General features: G+C 35.9%; 14 protein-coding genes. 8 read left to right on the top strand and 6 right to left on the bottom strand.

All coding sequences use genetic code 11. From position 1 onward, the window contains the following. Window positions 1-99 precede the first annotated feature (99 nt). On the bottom strand, window positions 100-1911 hold the full coding sequence (uvrC, locus tag ACQV2P_RS04780) for an excinuclease ABC subunit UvrC (protein WP_428893226.1): 1812 nt from the start codon (window positions 1909-1911) through the stop codon (window positions 100-102). A gap of 15 nt (window positions 1912-1926) precedes the next feature. Continuing rightward, entirely contained in the window at window positions 1927-2250 is a 324-nt protein-coding gene (locus ACQV2P_RS04775) for a hypothetical protein (RefSeq protein ID WP_428873570.1), read from the bottom strand. Between the two features lie 129 nt (window positions 2251-2379). Here ACQV2P_RS04775 and ACQV2P_RS04770 point away from each other — a divergent pair, with 129 nt between their 5' ends. From ACQV2P_RS04770 to map, 7 genes are all read left to right on the top strand, one after another. Continuing rightward, the gene (locus ACQV2P_RS04770) at window positions 2380-4083 is read left to right on the top strand and encodes a M3 family oligoendopeptidase (RefSeq protein WP_428873571.1); all 1704 of its coding nucleotides are present in this window, start codon (window positions 2380-2382) and stop codon (window positions 4081-4083) included. A 25-nt stretch (window positions 4084-4108) separates the two neighbouring features. Next, the gene (locus ACQV2P_RS04765; protein ID WP_428873572.1) at window positions 4109-5119 is read left to right on the top strand and encodes a Gfo/Idh/MocA family protein; all 1011 of its coding nucleotides are present in this window, start codon (window positions 4109-4111) and stop codon (window positions 5117-5119) included. A 61-nt stretch (window positions 5120-5180) separates the two neighbouring features. Next, complete coding sequence (locus ACQV2P_RS04760) at window positions 5181-6449, top strand: DEAD/DEAH box helicase (protein ID WP_428893228.1); 1269 nt, start codon at window positions 5181-5183, stop codon at window positions 6447-6449. A gap of 97 nt (window positions 6450-6546) precedes the next feature. Next, a complete protein-coding gene (locus ACQV2P_RS04755; RefSeq protein ID WP_428885012.1) occupies window positions 6547-7698 on the top strand; it encodes a glycosyltransferase family 4 protein in 1152 nt (383 codons plus the stop codon). Window positions 7699-7807: 109 nt separating this feature from the next. Then, the gene (locus ACQV2P_RS04750) at window positions 7808-8053 is read left to right on the top strand and encodes a GlsB/YeaQ/YmgE family stress response membrane protein (RefSeq protein WP_428873575.1); all 246 of its coding nucleotides are present in this window, start codon (window positions 7808-7810) and stop codon (window positions 8051-8053) included. A gap of 84 nt (window positions 8054-8137) precedes the next feature. Beyond that, entirely contained in the window at window positions 8138-8929 is a 792-nt protein-coding gene (locus ACQV2P_RS04745; protein ID WP_428873576.1) for an acyl-ACP thioesterase domain-containing protein, read from the top strand. Window positions 8930-8974: 45 nt separating this feature from the next. Further along, on the top strand, window positions 8975-9733 hold the full coding sequence (gene map, locus ACQV2P_RS04740) for a type I methionyl aminopeptidase (protein WP_428873577.1): 759 nt from the start codon (window positions 8975-8977) through the stop codon (window positions 9731-9733). Between the two features lie 629 nt (window positions 9734-10362). Here the strand turns inward: map and ACQV2P_RS04735 are convergent. From ACQV2P_RS04735 to ACQV2P_RS04720, 4 genes are read right to left on the bottom strand one after another with little or no spacing between them, the layout of a single operon-like run. After that, window positions 10363-11475 carry a glycosyltransferase family 4 protein gene (locus ACQV2P_RS04735; RefSeq protein ID WP_428894687.1) on the bottom strand — a complete coding sequence of 371 codons (1113 nt, stop codon included), beginning with the start codon at window positions 11473-11475 and terminating at the stop codon, window positions 10363-10365. A gap of 5 nt (window positions 11476-11480) precedes the next feature. Beyond that, a complete protein-coding gene (locus ACQV2P_RS04730) occupies window positions 11481-11753 on the bottom strand; it encodes a hypothetical protein (protein WP_428894686.1) in 273 nt (90 codons plus the stop codon). 24 nt (window positions 11754-11777) lie between these two features. Then, window positions 11778-13019 (bottom strand): aminopeptidase, encoded by a 1242-nt coding sequence (locus tag ACQV2P_RS04725; RefSeq protein ID WP_428893229.1) that lies wholly within the window; start codon window positions 13017-13019, stop codon window positions 11778-11780. 15 nt (window positions 13020-13034) lie between these two features. Continuing rightward, window positions 13035-13484, bottom strand: a complete 450-nt coding sequence (locus ACQV2P_RS04720) for a flavodoxin (RefSeq protein WP_428873581.1) — start codon at window positions 13482-13484, stop codon at window positions 13035-13037. 195 nt (window positions 13485-13679) lie between these two features. Here ACQV2P_RS04720 and galE point away from each other — a divergent pair, with 195 nt between their 5' ends. Further along, window positions 13680-14690 (top strand): UDP-glucose 4-epimerase GalE, encoded by a 1011-nt coding sequence (galE, locus tag ACQV2P_RS04715; RefSeq protein ID WP_428873582.1) that lies wholly within the window; start codon window positions 13680-13682, stop codon window positions 14688-14690. Window positions 14691-14704 lie beyond the last annotated feature (14 nt).

Genomic DNA, 14704 nt, shown 5'->3' with positions numbered 1-14704 from the left:
AACACCTCCATTAAATTCATTTCACACGAATTCAACGGAGGTGTTTTTATGTTTGTCTCACTATTCGGGGTCAGTGCCAATTATGCAAGGTTTTTCTTATCAGTTATTAGAATCATTAAGGAATTCGAGAATTCGTTTTGAGGTCGGACGGGAAATGCCCAATCTACGCAGAGTGTCTACATCAGATTCTTTAATTTTTTGTAATGATTTAAAGTGTTTTAAAAGTTTAGAGCGTGTAGCCGGGCCAACTCCTGGTATAGTATCTAAAATAGAAGCCACCTGACTCTTAGCACGTACTTTTCGGTGATAAGATATTGCATACCGATGAACTTCTTCTTGCACTCTTTGAATAAAGTGGAAGGCTTGGGAACGCGGATCAAGGTCGACTATCTTTTCAGTGTAACCTTCCAGTAAGGAGGCCGTCTTGTGTTTATCATTTTTAACCATACCGACTACGGGGATAGCTAATCCTAACTCATTTTCCAAGACATCTCTAGCGGCTCTTACTTGTATAATCCCTCCATCCATCAAAATTAAATCAGGTAATGGTTTATTTTCTTTGAGCAAGCGAGTGTAACGACGCCTGATTACTTCTTGAGAATGAGCAAATTCATTGGCTCCATCTCCACTCTTAATCTTAAATTTACGGTAATTTTTGCGATCTGGTTTACCCTCTTGATAAACAACCATCCCCGAGACCGTATGAACACCTTGGATATGTGAGTGGTCAAATGCTTCAATATGATTAGCCTGTTCAATTTGAAGGGCCTCTGCTAACTCTTCGATGGCGCCCAGCGTTTTACGTGTGCTAGCTTCAATTAAGCGGAATTTCTCATCTAAAGCTAATTTAGCATTTTTTTCACACAAATCGAGCATTGCCTTTTTCTTTCCTCTAAGAGGTGTTTGAACAGGAATTTCAAAGACTTCTTCTAAAACCTCTTGATCAACAGAAGCAGGGACTAAGATAGCTTTTGGAATAACATTATATTGCTCTTTATAGAAGCGAGCAATATAAGTTGTTAGTTCATGATCTGGTTCTTTTTCACCATAACTAGGAAAAAGAGCAGCTTTACGTTTAAGAATAGAACCCTGTCTTAACATAAAGGTTTGTATAGATATCCATCCCCTATCATAATAGAAATTAAAGACATCCATATTATCATAATCTTGACTCATAATAGCTTGTCTTTCAACGGTTGTCTCAATATATTCAATCTGATCGCGTAAATCAGCAGCTTGTTCAAATTCTAGCTTATCAGCTGCTTCAGACATCTTGCGCTTCAAGTCGTTTTTAATTGGACCGACTTCACCATTAAAGAAACGTTTAATCCGATTAATTTGCTTTTGGTAGGTTTCTTTTGAAACGGGATGATCACAACAACCAATACACTGTCCCAAATGGTAGTAAAAGCAAGCGCGCTTTTCATTTTTACCACAACGTCTTAGAGGATAAATTTTATGTAATAATTGTTGAGTGGCTGTAGCGGCTTGTACGTTTGGAAAAGGTCCAAAATAATGTCCGCCATCCTTAAGAACTCGATTGGTAATAATTAATTGAGGGTCCTTTTCATTAGTTATTTTTAAATAAGGATACATACTGCCATCTTTAAGTTTTATATTGTATTGCGGTTTGTATTGTTGAATCAAATTAATTTCAAGGATCAAAGCTTCTTTGTTAGAATTGGTAACAATTGTTTCAAAATGATGAATCTCAGAAACCAGTTTTGTTGTTTTACTATCATGGGCTCCTCTGAAATAAGATCGCACGCGGTTTTTTAAGTTTTTAGCTTTGCCCACATAAATAATTTTATCATTAGCATCTTTCATTAAGTAGCATCCGGGCAATTCAGGTAATAAAGGGAGTCTTTGTTCAATATTATGTCGTATTTCTTCAGGGCTTTCTTTAGGCAAGGATGGGTCTCCTTTCTAGAGTTTTTTTTGATTAGGGAGTTGTTGGATTACTTTTTCATATGAGCGGGGGACTCTTTTTTCAATAAGATATTTTTCAGTAATAAATTGCTTTTTATTGTTAAAGTGTCCGTATATAAGAATCTGATCTCCCACCATAACCTCATACATAAAAGTTAAAGCTTTACGGGCAATCAAAGCAGTAAATTCTTGGTTAATTAAGTCAATAGGATTTAATGGATGCTTGATTAGTTTCAATTTAAATAAGACCAATGTCGGATCACTGGCCTTAATTAATTTTTGATAAATGACGATCCCTTTATATTGAAATTTCTTAGTCATTTGGATGCTCCTTAAATTCACTTAGATATAGTATAGCAAAAGCAGTCAAAAAAGTTTATTTTTAAATCGTTTTCAGCATATTCACGCTGTGTTATAATAAAAATAATAAATAAAAAAGGATGTGGAAGCATGAAATTCAATGAATTCGAATATAAAAGACCAGATATGTCTCTTTTAAAACAGTCATTCCAACAGCAAATTGAGGGAATCAAAAAAGCTGAATCGGCTGAGGATGCACTTGCAGCGGTTAAGGCCATTCAAGACATTCAAAGAGATATTGAAACGAATTCAACATTAACTTCAATTCGTCATTCAGTGGATACCCGTGATCAATTCTATTCAGATGAAACGGATTTCTGGGATGAAAACTCACCCCTTATTAGTGAGTGGGAAAGTGACTATTATCGAGCTACACTTGGCTCACCTTATCGTAAAGAATTAGAAGAAGAACTACCTCACACTTTCTTTAAGTTAGCAGAAAATCATTTGAAAATCTTTTCTCCAGAAATTATACCGCTATTACAAAAGGAAAATCGTTTGGTATCAGAGTATGGTAAGTTAAAAGCTTCTGCTGAAATTGAGTATAAAGGTGAAATTTATAACTTATCAAGTATTGGCGCCTTTACTCAAGATGCTGATCGAAAAGTACGTAAAGAAACTTCTGAGTTAATTACTGATTGGTATTTAGAACGCCAAGATGAGTTTGATCGTATTTATGATCAATTAGTTAAAACGCGTCACGAAATTGCAACAAAGCTAGGTTTTAAAGATTTTGTTGAAGTGGGTTATGCGCGTATGGCACGTTTAGACTATGACCGTAAGGACGTTGAAGTCTATCGCAAAGAAGTGCAAAAACATGTCGTACCTTTAGCTGAGAAACTATTTGAACGTCAGCGTGAACGTCTAGGTTTGGATAAGCTAGCCTTTTATGACTTAGGTCTAACTTTCCCTACAGGCAATGCCAAACCTGAAGGAAGTCCAGAAGAGATTGTTGCTAAAGGTGTTGAAATGTACCATGAATTATCACCAGAAACAGGTGAGTTCATTGACTTATTAATTGAATACGATGTTTTAGATTTAGAGTCTAAACCAGGTAAAGATACAGGTGGTTATTGTACGTATCTACCAAATTACAAGACGCCTTATATTTTTGCCAATTTTAATGGTACATCACACGACGTTGAAGTATTGACTCACGAGGCAGGCCATGCCTTCCAAGTTTATAATTCAAGATGGATTCAAACCCCTGAAGCTGTATGGCCAACTTTAGAGTCTTGTGAGATTCATTCAATGTCAATGGAATTTTTAACTTGGCCATGGATGAAAAACTTCTTTGGTGATAGCATTGAGAAGTTTAAGTATCAACATTTAGCTGGAGCTGTTCAATTTATTCCTTATGGTGTTTGTGTGGACCACTTCCAACATGAAGTATATGAAAATCCAAACATGACACCAGAAGAACGTCGTCAAACTTGGAGAAAATTAGAAAAAATTTACAACCCTTGGATTGATTACCAAGGCAATGAGTTCTATGAAAATGGAGGCTGGTGGTTCAAACAATTGCACATCTTCACTATGCCTTTCTATTATATTGATTATACTTTGGCTCAAGTATGTGCTTTCCAATTCTGGAAACGTAGCCAAGTAGATCATGATCCAAAAGCTTGGGAAGATTATTTGAATATTTGTAAGGTTGGGGGAACTCAGACTTTCACAGAAATTATTGCAACAGGGAACTTGAAGTCACCATTTGAACCTGGCAATCTTGCGGATACTTTAGCAAGTATAGAGGCCTACCTCGACCAAGTCGATGAAGAAACTTTAAGAAAATAATGGTGATCCTAAAGGAGCGTTTGTCATGTTGAACTATGCGACGATCGGTAGCTCATGGATTACTGAGCAAATGATGAATGCGGCTCGGTTAACACAGCGTTACCATCTCACAGCGGTTTATTCACGTTATCTTGACTCGGCTAAACAGCTTGCACAAAAACATGATGCCGATTATTTTACCAATGAATTAAATAATATTCTCTATGATCCTAAAATCGAAGTGATTTATATCGCTAGTCCTAACTCCTTTCATTTTCAGCAGGCTATCCAAGCTGTAAAAGCAAAAAAGCATGTAATTATTGAAAAACCTATGGTAACCTCCTCGGCTCAATGGCATGAGCTCTATTCACTCGCTGACGAAGTCGGAGTTTATGTATTTGAAGCGGCAATGCACTATCATAGTCGAAATTATAGTCGTTTGAAGCCTTTAATTAAACATAAAATGAAAGAGTTGGACAGTCCTTTATATGGTGCTAACTTTAATATGGGACAATACTCTTCTCGCTATGAAACTTACTTAGAATCCAAAGAAAAGGGTTGGCAAGTTCCGAATGTTTTTAATGCTGATTTTCATGGTGGTTCCTTGATGGATTTAGGTGTCTATCCTTTATACATAGCGCTCGACTTATTTGGTCTTCCTGAATCTGTTTACTATCATGCGATAGATGATGGACGACAAGTTGATTTGTTTGGTACAGTCATTTTAAAGTATGCTCAAACACAAGTTTCAATCTTTTTGTCCAAGACTGTTCATTCTTTGATGCCGAGTGAAATTTATATTGGCCAAGAAACTTTTATCATTAATGATATCTCACGCTTAACCAAGGTGAGTTTAGTTAACACAGAGGGTAAGAAGGCCCAAATCATAGATTATTTACCAGCTAATCCAATGTTTGATGAGTTATTAAGCTTTTCAGATATGATCCTTGAAGAAAAAACAATTCATCAAGAAATATTGTATGAGAACTGGAGACAATTATCCTTGCAAGTGGTTCAAGTTCTTGAGTTATTACGTCAGTCAGCTAAACTATTATAAGACCCTTGAACGGTTAGAAGTCAATGACTTTTAGCCGTTCTTTCATGAAGAAGGAGATTGTATGAAGGAATTATCAAATACACAATTAAAAAAACACTGGCAAGAAAAACATTTTTCCGAGGCAACACCTATTCAAAAACAAGTCTATCCCTACCTTAAAAATGAAGAGCCGATTGTAGCTATTTCGCCAACTGGTACGGGAAAAACACTGGCCTATTTGCTTCCTATCCTAGAAAAGATTGAAGTAAACCAACATCTACAAGCCATCATATTTGCCCCTACTCAAGAATTAGCTCAGCAGATTTTTTTAGTGGTGGATGAATGGAGCCGATTACTTGGAATGACTTCTATGAGTATTGTTGGCGGTGCTAATGTCAAAAGACAAATTGAAAAATTAAAAAATAAACCGGAGCTTATTGTGGCAACTCCTGGACGTTTTAATGAGTTACTAAAGCAAACATCTAAACTGAAGGTTCACACGGTTAAATGGATTGTCTATGATGAAGCAGACTATCTTTTTTCAAAAGGTGAGCAGCAAATAGCAGACATTGAAATGATTGAGAAACGCCTCATGAGAGATATTAAACGCTATTATTTTTCAGCTACTAAAAGTAAAGATTTTCTTGATTATTTACAAGCAAAAAATTATGAATATGATCGTTTAGAAATTTCAATGCATTCAGCCAATATGCAAACTGAACATTTGTACCTAGAAGTTAACAATCGACAAAAAACAAATATGTTAAAACGTTTGGCTCAAATTGAAAGCATGCAAGCGATTGTCTTTTTTGATCAAATTAGTGAGTTAGAAAGAGCTGCTGCAAAAATGATTTTTGAAAATTTATCCATATCTGTACTTCATAGTCAATTAACCAATCGAGAAAGACAAATGGCCTTAGAACAGTTTAGACAGCAAAAAACAATCTATTTATTAACGACGGATTTAGCTTCTAGAGGACTTGATATAGAAGGAATACCTTATGTTATTCATTATCATCCAGCACGAGATGTGCGTACTTATTATCATCGTTCAGGAAGAACTGGACGCATGGGGAATGAGGGATGTGCTATTTCACTGGTCAATCAACAAGAAGCTATAGACCTAAAAAATATGCTTGATGACAGTAGTATTCACTTAGAAGAAAGAGTGCTTTATGATCGTAAATTATTAAATGAATGGCCTGAGGAGGAAGAAATAAAACGGTCTAGTAAACGAATAACTAAGAGTAAATCACATCCAAAAAAACCAAAAACAGCAGTCAAAGCTAAAAAGAAAAATCGTAAGCGTAATACTAAAAACATTGGGAAACCGCGCAAAAGGGAAAAATAAAAGCTTTACCTAAATTTTACAATAAATTTACAGTATCTTTTTATCATTGCGTTATAATAATTATTAAGATAGGACATTAAGGTAAAGGAGAAGTGAAATGAGAATTTTAATAGCAACAGAAACATTTGTACCTGCTACAGATGGTATCTGTACACGCCTTGCTCATATGACAATTGCTATGAAGGACTTGGGTCATGAAATAATTGTCGTATCACCTGATTTAGGAATTACTGAGTATAAGGGTGTAGAAGTGATACCGATGGATTCTTTTAACTTTCCTTTATACAAATCACGTCCTTGGGGTTTACCTTCTCGCAAAATGAAAACAATTATTCAAAATTTTAAACCTGATATTATTCATGCAGTCAATCCATTTTTCATGGTAACTTCTGCTGTTAAATATGCTAAGCAATTGGGAATTCCTTTATTAGCTTCCTACCATACACACTTGCCTGATTATCTTGATTCCTATAATTTACCGCTCTTGAAACCAATTCTATGGGATTATATTCGCTTTTGGCATAATGACGCTGATTTAAATGTTACTGTTTCAGAAAGTTTAAAAGTAGAATTAATCCAACAGGGGATAGCTGCTGAAGGAGTTATGCCGCGTGGTATTGACCTTAAAAAGAGGCATCCTAAGTTTTTTGATCAGAATTTATATAACAAATGGACTTTTGGATTAGATAATCAAAAACTACTAGTCTATGTTGGACGACTTGCTGCTGAAAAAGATTTAGATCATTTATTACCAATCCTTTCTTACCGAGAGGATATCTGTTTAGCAATTGTTGGGGATGGTCCAGAGCGCCAACATTTAGAAGAATTATTTACAGGCACAAAAACGACCTTCACTGGCTTTTTAACTGGAGAAGACTTGTCTAAGGCATATGCAACAGGAGACGCCTTTATATTCCCATCTGTTTCAGAAACTTTTGGCTTAGTTATTTCAGAATCGATGGCTTCAGGAGTTCCGGTAATCGCTGCTGAAAATGGTCCTACCCTAGAACAAATTACTCCCAACCAAACAGGAATGATTTATCAATCAGGGAATATAAAGTCATTAATGGAAGCTTTAAAGATTTTAGATAATCCTTTAAAGCTTAAGAAAATGGGGTTAAGAGCCCGTCGAGAAGCTGAAAAATATTCATGGAAAAACGCCACCAGCATGCTGTTAAATTATTATGAAGAAACAATTCATCTTAGTTCTCAAAAACTCTCACATCTTAGTAAATTAGTAAATCAATAAAAGAGCAGCTCATCAAACGCTTAATAGGGTAAGGACAAAACAAAGGATTCGCAAAATGTAGTAATTTGTTATATAATTTATATAGAAATGAAAGAAAGAAGGTATAATTATGGGACTTATTATGACTTTAATTGTTGGAGGAATCATTGGATGGTTAGCAGGTATGGTTCTAGGTAAAGATATTCCTGGGGGAGTTATTGGAAATATCATTGCTGGTATCATCGGTTCATGGATAGGTGGTCAATTCTTCTCTAATTTTGGCCCTGTAGTATCTGGCATTGCTATTTTCCCATCATTAATTGGAGCGATTATTCTGATTGCAGTAGTATCCTTTGTCTTAAAGAAAACAAGATAAGTTGATTAGCTTAACACTTAGGCGGGTTCATTGAACCTGCCTTTTTTCTTTATTTACTGATATTCTTATTTGGGAGGAAATGACATGGTGGAAAAACTGACGTCTTATACTCAAACATTTAAAATAAATACTGATTGGTTTATCGATCCAGAAAATAAAAGTAATAATTTTACTAAACTATTAGAAGCTGTTCTGGAAACTTCCACAAGGCATGATCAAGTTAATCAATTTGATCAAACTGACTCTATTTTGGGGCAGGATGAAAGTTGGGTAATTACGCAAAACATCTGCATGATCAATCAACTGCCTCAATATGGTGATACGATTGAAGTTCAGACTAAGATTATTCAGGCCAACCGATTTTTATTAGAGCGGTGGTTCGAGATAAGGTCTAAAGATCATCTTTTGTTAGAATGTCAGATGCAATTCGCGGTGATTAATTTAAAAACTAGGAAAATGGGCCGTATTGCTCATAAAAAGTTAGAAGAATTACAACTTATTGACCACCAACAAGAGGTTAAGAAAATAAAGCTTAATTTTCCTGACGATATAACTCTTTGGAAAGAAAAAGACCAAGCTATAACAAATCAAGATATTGATTTTAATCATCATGTCAATAATCTTGTTTATATAAATTGGTCCATTGGTAGTCTTCCTTCTTGGTTACAAAATAATTATGACATAAAAAACTTAGCGATTAAGTATGGTCGAGAGTTGCTTAGAGAGCATCAAGTTAAAATTCTTACAGAGGCTAATGTCAAATTAGAGACTCAAACTGATGCTAAAAAAATAATAACTTATCAAACTATTTATAATGCTACTAATCAGCAAGAAGCGGCTCGGATTGAAATCGAATGGCTGGAAAAAGAGCTGTAATTCGTTATAATAGATTCGATAATGAAATTAGAAAGAAGGCTATTAATGATCACACTTAAATCTGAAAGAGAAATTCAAGCCATGAAAGAATCAGGAAAAATCCTTTCTGATATTCATGTAGCATTACGGGATTTTATAAAAGCGGGGCTAACTACTAAACAAATCGATCAATTTGTTCAAAATAAAATTGAAGCAGCTGGAGCTGTCGCTGCCCAAATCGGCTACGAAGGTTATAAATTTGCTACTTGCACCAGTGTTAATGACGAGATATGTCACGGATTCCCATCTAATCGTAGCTTAAAAGCTGGTGATATAATAAAGGTAGACTTCTGTGTAGATTTTAATGGAGCTATCTCTGATTCTTGTTGGTGTTATGCGGTAGGTAAAATTAGTCCAGAGCATAAGCGATTAATGGAGGTTACCAAGGAAGCATTATATCGCGGGATTGAACAAGCTAGACCTGGGAATCGTATAGGGGATATTGGACATGCTATTCAAACATATGTGGAAAAAGAGGGCTTTGGTGTAGTTCGCGACTTTATTGGTCACGGTATTGGTCCTACTATCCATGAAGAACCAGCTGTTCCTCACTATGGTATAAAAGGCAAGGGACTTCGATTAAAAGAAGGTATGACAATTACCATTGAACCAATGGTAACCACAGGAGATTGGAAAATGAAGATGGATGCCAACGGTTGGACGGCCAGAACCCGAGACGGAGGATACTGTGCCCAGTACGAGCATTCATTAGCTATTGGACCAGACGGACCTATTTTATTGACTCAACAGGAAAATGAAATATAATTTAATTGTTTAAAAATAAAAACAAGGGGTTGGAACAAAAGCCCTGAATAATTAAAGAAAGTTCGGTAAACGGTACAATCGTTAATCGGACTTTTTCTTTAACAATATAAACATAGAAAGCGTTTCCTAATATAATAGTAGGAAACACAAAACTATTTAGGAGGGGCTTTCTATGTAGCAACAGTGTATTATGAATTAAACTTGCTTGCCTTTGATAAGATCTATTACTAAGCGAGCTCTACGAACAGATTCCAGAAGCAAATATTCGCCCACTTGAACTTGCCGATGGGCGACCTGTTTATCATCCTCGTGTCTTACTTAAAGTATTGTTATTTGCTTGTTCTAAAGGCAATTTTTCAGGCCGTCGTCTCAAAAAGCATCACCGAAAAACTGCCTAGGATTTTATTCCTCGTAAAGAAAAACACACCACTTGTCAAGCGACATCAACGGTCGCAATAGCTTTTCTAAGACCGATGTCGAGCGAATATTTATGGCCAATAATCTACGTCAATACGCAAAGTAGCGAGCCCAGATTGGAAAGTAACTTTCCAATCTGGGCTCGCTGTAAATTTTGAGGCAGGGCTGAGCAGCCCTTTTGTTCCAACCCCTTGTTTTTATGATTGAAGCCTTTAGGAAATAACTGATTGATAGAGTTTTTCATAGCGGCTAATTATTTCATCCCATTTGAAGGGGTTGATTGCTTCTAAAGCATCTTGAGACAAACGTTCATAATGGTTTAAAATATAAAGAATTGCTTGATCGAAAGCTGTTTGATCAAATCGATCTACAGAAACGCCTACATGGTAATTTTTAAAAAATGAATCGAATCCTTCGTTTTGAGTATAGATTACTGGCAAACCTTGACTCATTGCTTCTGGATAGACTAATCCAAAGGTTTCAGGGAAAGATAGTAGGGCGAAAAGATCCATTGAACGATATAAACTGACCATTTCAGCTTTGTTTAAAGCGCCGTGGTAGGTAATATGATCCATTGCTTGCAATTGCTTGAGAATTTTAGCATCCCAATTGGGACCAGCAATATGTAACTCCGCCGCTTGGTATTTTTTTGAAAAGTGTTCGATCATTTTAGCTAATTCAACAAAACGTTTACCAGAAGATACTTTACCAGCGGTTACAATACGCAGTGGCTGATGACAAATAAATTTCTTTTCATTGAAGCGATTGTTATGCCAATAATCATCAATGCCGTTAGCAATGACCTGGCTTTTACCTTTAAGATTATCCAATTCTTTAGTGGGTATAAAGCGATTAAAAACCTGTTGGTAAGTATTTTGTGAAATAAAGATAATCTGCTTGGCATCGCGCAGAATATCTAAGCCCACATTTCGCATCCATGGCATTTTTTCAAAAAAAGTATGTAGGTCCGCATTGCGTACAGCAACAATATAGGGGACATGATATTTAAGATAAACTTGTCTAGCTAACCAACCATTTGAAAAGAGTGAGTGTGCATGAGTAAGATCAAAGCTATCTAAACTGTATGATTCTTTTAAATCTTGCCAAATCTTATGGTGTTTAAGTGGAAAAAACCAGCGCATCCATTGATCGTGATTTCTAGATAGATTTAAGTAATCTCCACTAGCTGCTACTCTTTCTTGAGGGAATTGATGCGAAATGGGGACATAAACTTTTAATTTATGTCCCTGCTTTACTTGACGATCATAGACTTGTTTAAATAAACCAGAAGTTGAGAAATAGGAATTAATATGTAAAATATCCATATTATCTACTCTTGCCTTTCTTCGATTAGGGCTTCTAATGAAGAAAGTCGATTTTCTAAATCTTCAACTTTTTGATTCATGGCAGCTTGACTGCCTTCATATTCTTTCGTTGTTGGAATAGAGAAAGCTTTTACAGACAGATAAACAAGTAAGAAGAAAATAATGATGCCGATGATTAGAAGCGGCCAACCGGTTCGGTCTACCCGTCGATCTATTTCTTCAATGTGTTTGGTTATTTCTTCTTCAAAATTTGTGTTAAAGTTTGAAGGGGTTACCATCCTTAACACCTCCTTCTAAAGTGATTAAAATGCCCATTCACCTTTACGGAAGATCGGGGTAACAGTACCATCTACTGAGATTCCATCAACATTCATTTCCGCATTTCCTACCATAAAGTCCACGTGAACATTCGAGCGATTAAGTCCCACTTCCTCTAGCTCTTTTTGGCTCATTTTAGCACCATTTTTTACAGAAGTAGCGTAGGCTTGTCCTAATGCGATGTGGTTAGAAGCATTTTCGTCAAATAGAGTATTAAAGAAGATAATGCCTGATTGAGAAATTGGTGATTGATGCGGAACAAGCGCTACTTCACCTAAGGAATCAGAACCCTCATTTTCTTCTACCAGTTGACGTAAGGTTTCTTCACCTTCTTTGGCTGATACTTCGGTAACTTTACCGTCTTTGAAAGTGAATTTCATTTCATCAATTATAGTTCCACCATAAGCTAATGGTTTAGAAGAAGAAATATAGCCCTCTGCACGTCTTGAATCTGGAGCTGTAAAGACTTCTTCTGTAGGCATGTTAGCAATAAAGACTTCGCCTTTTTCATTAAGTGATCCGGCACTTTCCCAGACATGGTTTTTAGGTAAGCCGACAGTGAAATCAGTTCCAGGTCCTGTATAATGCAACTGATCGAATTGTTGTTCATTAAGGAAGCGTGCTTTTTCGCTAAGACGATCTTCATGTTCATCCCAAGCTTTAATTGGGTCTTCTTCATAAATACGTGTTGTTTTAAAAATTTGATCCCATAAAGCGTCTACTTGTTCTTCAGAAGTTTTTAGTTCAGGGAAAACAAGAGCAGCCCACTCTTTACCTGCACCTGCAACAACTAACCATGAAACAAGATTTGATTGTGTCGCAATACGTACATCTTTCATAGCTTGAGAAGAAGCACGGTTTGCTGCGTTTATTTTTGCAGGATCAATTCCTTTAAGAACATTTGGATCACTTGAACGTAGTGAGATACGTTTAGCTCTTTTTTCTACAAAGTAATTGCCTTCATCAATTATAAATTGCGGAATATCGGTCAGTGTTTCTTCAGATTGATGGGTAAAATGAAGACGAGTTAATGTATCGTCTGCCCAATTTACTTTAACAAACTTAGCACCTGCTTTGTAAGCAGCTTCAGTCACTAAGCGAACTAATGGGGCTTGATCAAGATCAGCGAAAATTAAAATATAATCTTCTTTACTAACTGCAATTCCTTTATTGACGATTAAGTTTGCATATTTTTCAAGAAGTTGATCAAAATTTTTTAAAGTCATAGTATACCTCTTTCCTTATTGATTTAATTTTTCAGCAATACCATCAGCTAAAGCTTGAAGACGTTCAATATCCTCACCTTCGGCATTTAAGTTAATTTTACATGATGGGCCACCAGCTTGAGCGCCTACTTTTAAAAATTGTTTTTCAAAGTGATCGACAGCACCACAAAAGACTTCATAGTAAGTATCGCCTGAACCAAAAACACCAAAGACTTTATCTGATAGATCTAATTCACCCAAATCATCGTAAAAATCTAGCATTTCGTCTGGTAGTACTCCATCGACTCCGTAAGTATAAGAACCGATTAATACAGCATCATATTCTAAAAAGTCTTCTGCATCTGCTTGCATGACTTCAACCACATCAGTAGTGATACCGTGAGCTTCAAGACGCTCAGCAATAATATCAGCCATTTCTTCGGTATTTCCAGTAAGACTTGCAAAAATGATTAATGCCTCTGCCATTATATTCCCCCTTAAGGTTAAGTTGTTTTAAACCTTGTGTTATTATATCAAACTTCATAGCAATTGTGGACCTCAATTCCTATTAGGTTAAGAAGTAGGAGTAAATTTAGGAAGAAATTATGAAGAATGAATCTAGCTAGATTTGTTATGCTATAATTAATCAGAATATAAATAAGCTAAGGATGGAGGCTATATATGTCAATCTTAGTTACAGGTGGAACTGGATATATCGGCAGTCATACAGTTATTGAACTATTAAACAATGATCAAGAAGTAATCGTTGTCGATAATTTTTCAAATTCAAAACCAGAGGTTTTAAATCGTATTCATACAATTACTGGTAAAAACGTTACTTTTTATCAAACTAACATTGAAGATAAACAGGCAATGGCTCAAATTTTTAAAAATCATCCTGTTGATTTAGTCATTCATTTTGCTGGCTATAAGGCTGTTGGTGAATCTGTTGAAAAACCTTTAAAGTATTATCATAATAATCTTAGTGGTACAATTACCTTGCTCGAAGTCATGCAGGAAAACCAAGTCAAAAATATTATTTTCTCATCTTCAGCAACTGTTTATGGTGAGGCACATAAAGCGCCATTTGATGAATCAATGCCGACGGGTGAGGCTAGTAATCCTTATGGTTATACAAAATTAGTCTTAGAAAAAATATTGCAAGACTTATCGTATTCTGATTCTGAGTGGTCGGTGACTTTATTACGTTATTTTAATCCTATTGGAGCACATCATTCTGGCTTGATTGGTGAAGATCCTCAGGGAATTCCTAATAATTTAATGCCATATATTACTCAAGTAGCAATCGGTAAGCGCCGTGAATTGCAAGTGTTTGGTAATGATTATCCAACACACGATGGAACAGGTGTGCGTGATTATATTCATGTAGTAGATCTTGCACAAGGTCATCAAAAAGCGATTAGCCACAATCTAAAAAATAAAGGTGTCGCAATATTTAATCTGGGGACCGGTCAAGGTTATTCTGTCCTAGATTTAATTAGGGCATTTGAAAAAGCCAATCAAGTCCAAATACCTTATCAAATCGTGGATCGTCGGCCAGGGGATATCGCGATTGCCTATGCCAATCCTGAAAGGGCTAATCAAGAGTTGAATTGGAAGGCTCAAAAAAACTTATATGCCATGTGTTTAGATTCATGGAATTGGCAGAAAAAAAATCCTGAAGGATTTTAATGATAAATTGAACG

Origin of the sequence: Facklamia sp. P12932, assembly GCF_050409545.1 — a bacterium.
GTDB lineage: Bacteria > Bacillota > Bacilli > Lactobacillales > Aerococcaceae > Facklamia.
This window is presented reverse-complemented; position numbering and strand designations above follow the sequence as displayed.

Bases quoted from the DNA above. Each gene is read 5' to 3' on its own strand.
- galE (WP_428873582.1), top strand. From the start codon at position 13,680: ATGTCAATCTTAGTTACAGGTGGAACTGGATATATCGGCAGTCATACA.
- ACQV2P_RS04725 (WP_428893229.1), bottom strand. From the start codon at position 13,019: ATGACTTTAAAAAATTTTGATCAACTTCTTGAAAAATATGCAAACTTA.
- ACQV2P_RS04720 (WP_428873581.1), bottom strand. From the start codon at position 13,484: ATGGCAGAGGCATTAATCATTTTTGCAAGTCTTACTGGAAATACCGAA.
- ACQV2P_RS04775 (WP_428873570.1), bottom strand. From the start codon at position 2,250: ATGACTAAGAAATTTCAATATAAAGGGATCGTCATTTATCAAAAATTA.
- ACQV2P_RS04765 (WP_428873572.1), top strand. From the start codon at position 4,109: ATGTTGAACTATGCGACGATCGGTAGCTCATGGATTACTGAGCAAATG.
- ACQV2P_RS04750 (WP_428873575.1), top strand. From the start codon at position 7,808: ATGGGACTTATTATGACTTTAATTGTTGGAGGAATCATTGGATGGTTA.
- ACQV2P_RS04770 (WP_428873571.1), top strand. From the start codon at position 2,380: ATGAAATTCAATGAATTCGAATATAAAAGACCAGATATGTCTCTTTTA.
- ACQV2P_RS04760 (WP_428893228.1), top strand. From the start codon at position 5,181: ATGAAGGAATTATCAAATACACAATTAAAAAAACACTGGCAAGAAAAA.
- ACQV2P_RS04755 (WP_428885012.1), top strand. From the start codon at position 6,547: ATGAGAATTTTAATAGCAACAGAAACATTTGTACCTGCTACAGATGGT.
- ACQV2P_RS04745 (WP_428873576.1), top strand. From the start codon at position 8,138: ATGGTGGAAAAACTGACGTCTTATACTCAAACATTTAAAATAAATACT.
- ACQV2P_RS04730 (WP_428894686.1), bottom strand. From the start codon at position 11,753: ATGGTAACCCCTTCAAACTTTAACACAAATTTTGAAGAAGAAATAACC.
- ACQV2P_RS04735 (WP_428894687.1), bottom strand. From the start codon at position 11,475: ATGGATATTTTACATATTAATTCCTATTTCTCAACTTCTGGTTTATTT.
- map (WP_428873577.1), top strand. From the start codon at position 8,975: ATGATCACACTTAAATCTGAAAGAGAAATTCAAGCCATGAAAGAATCA.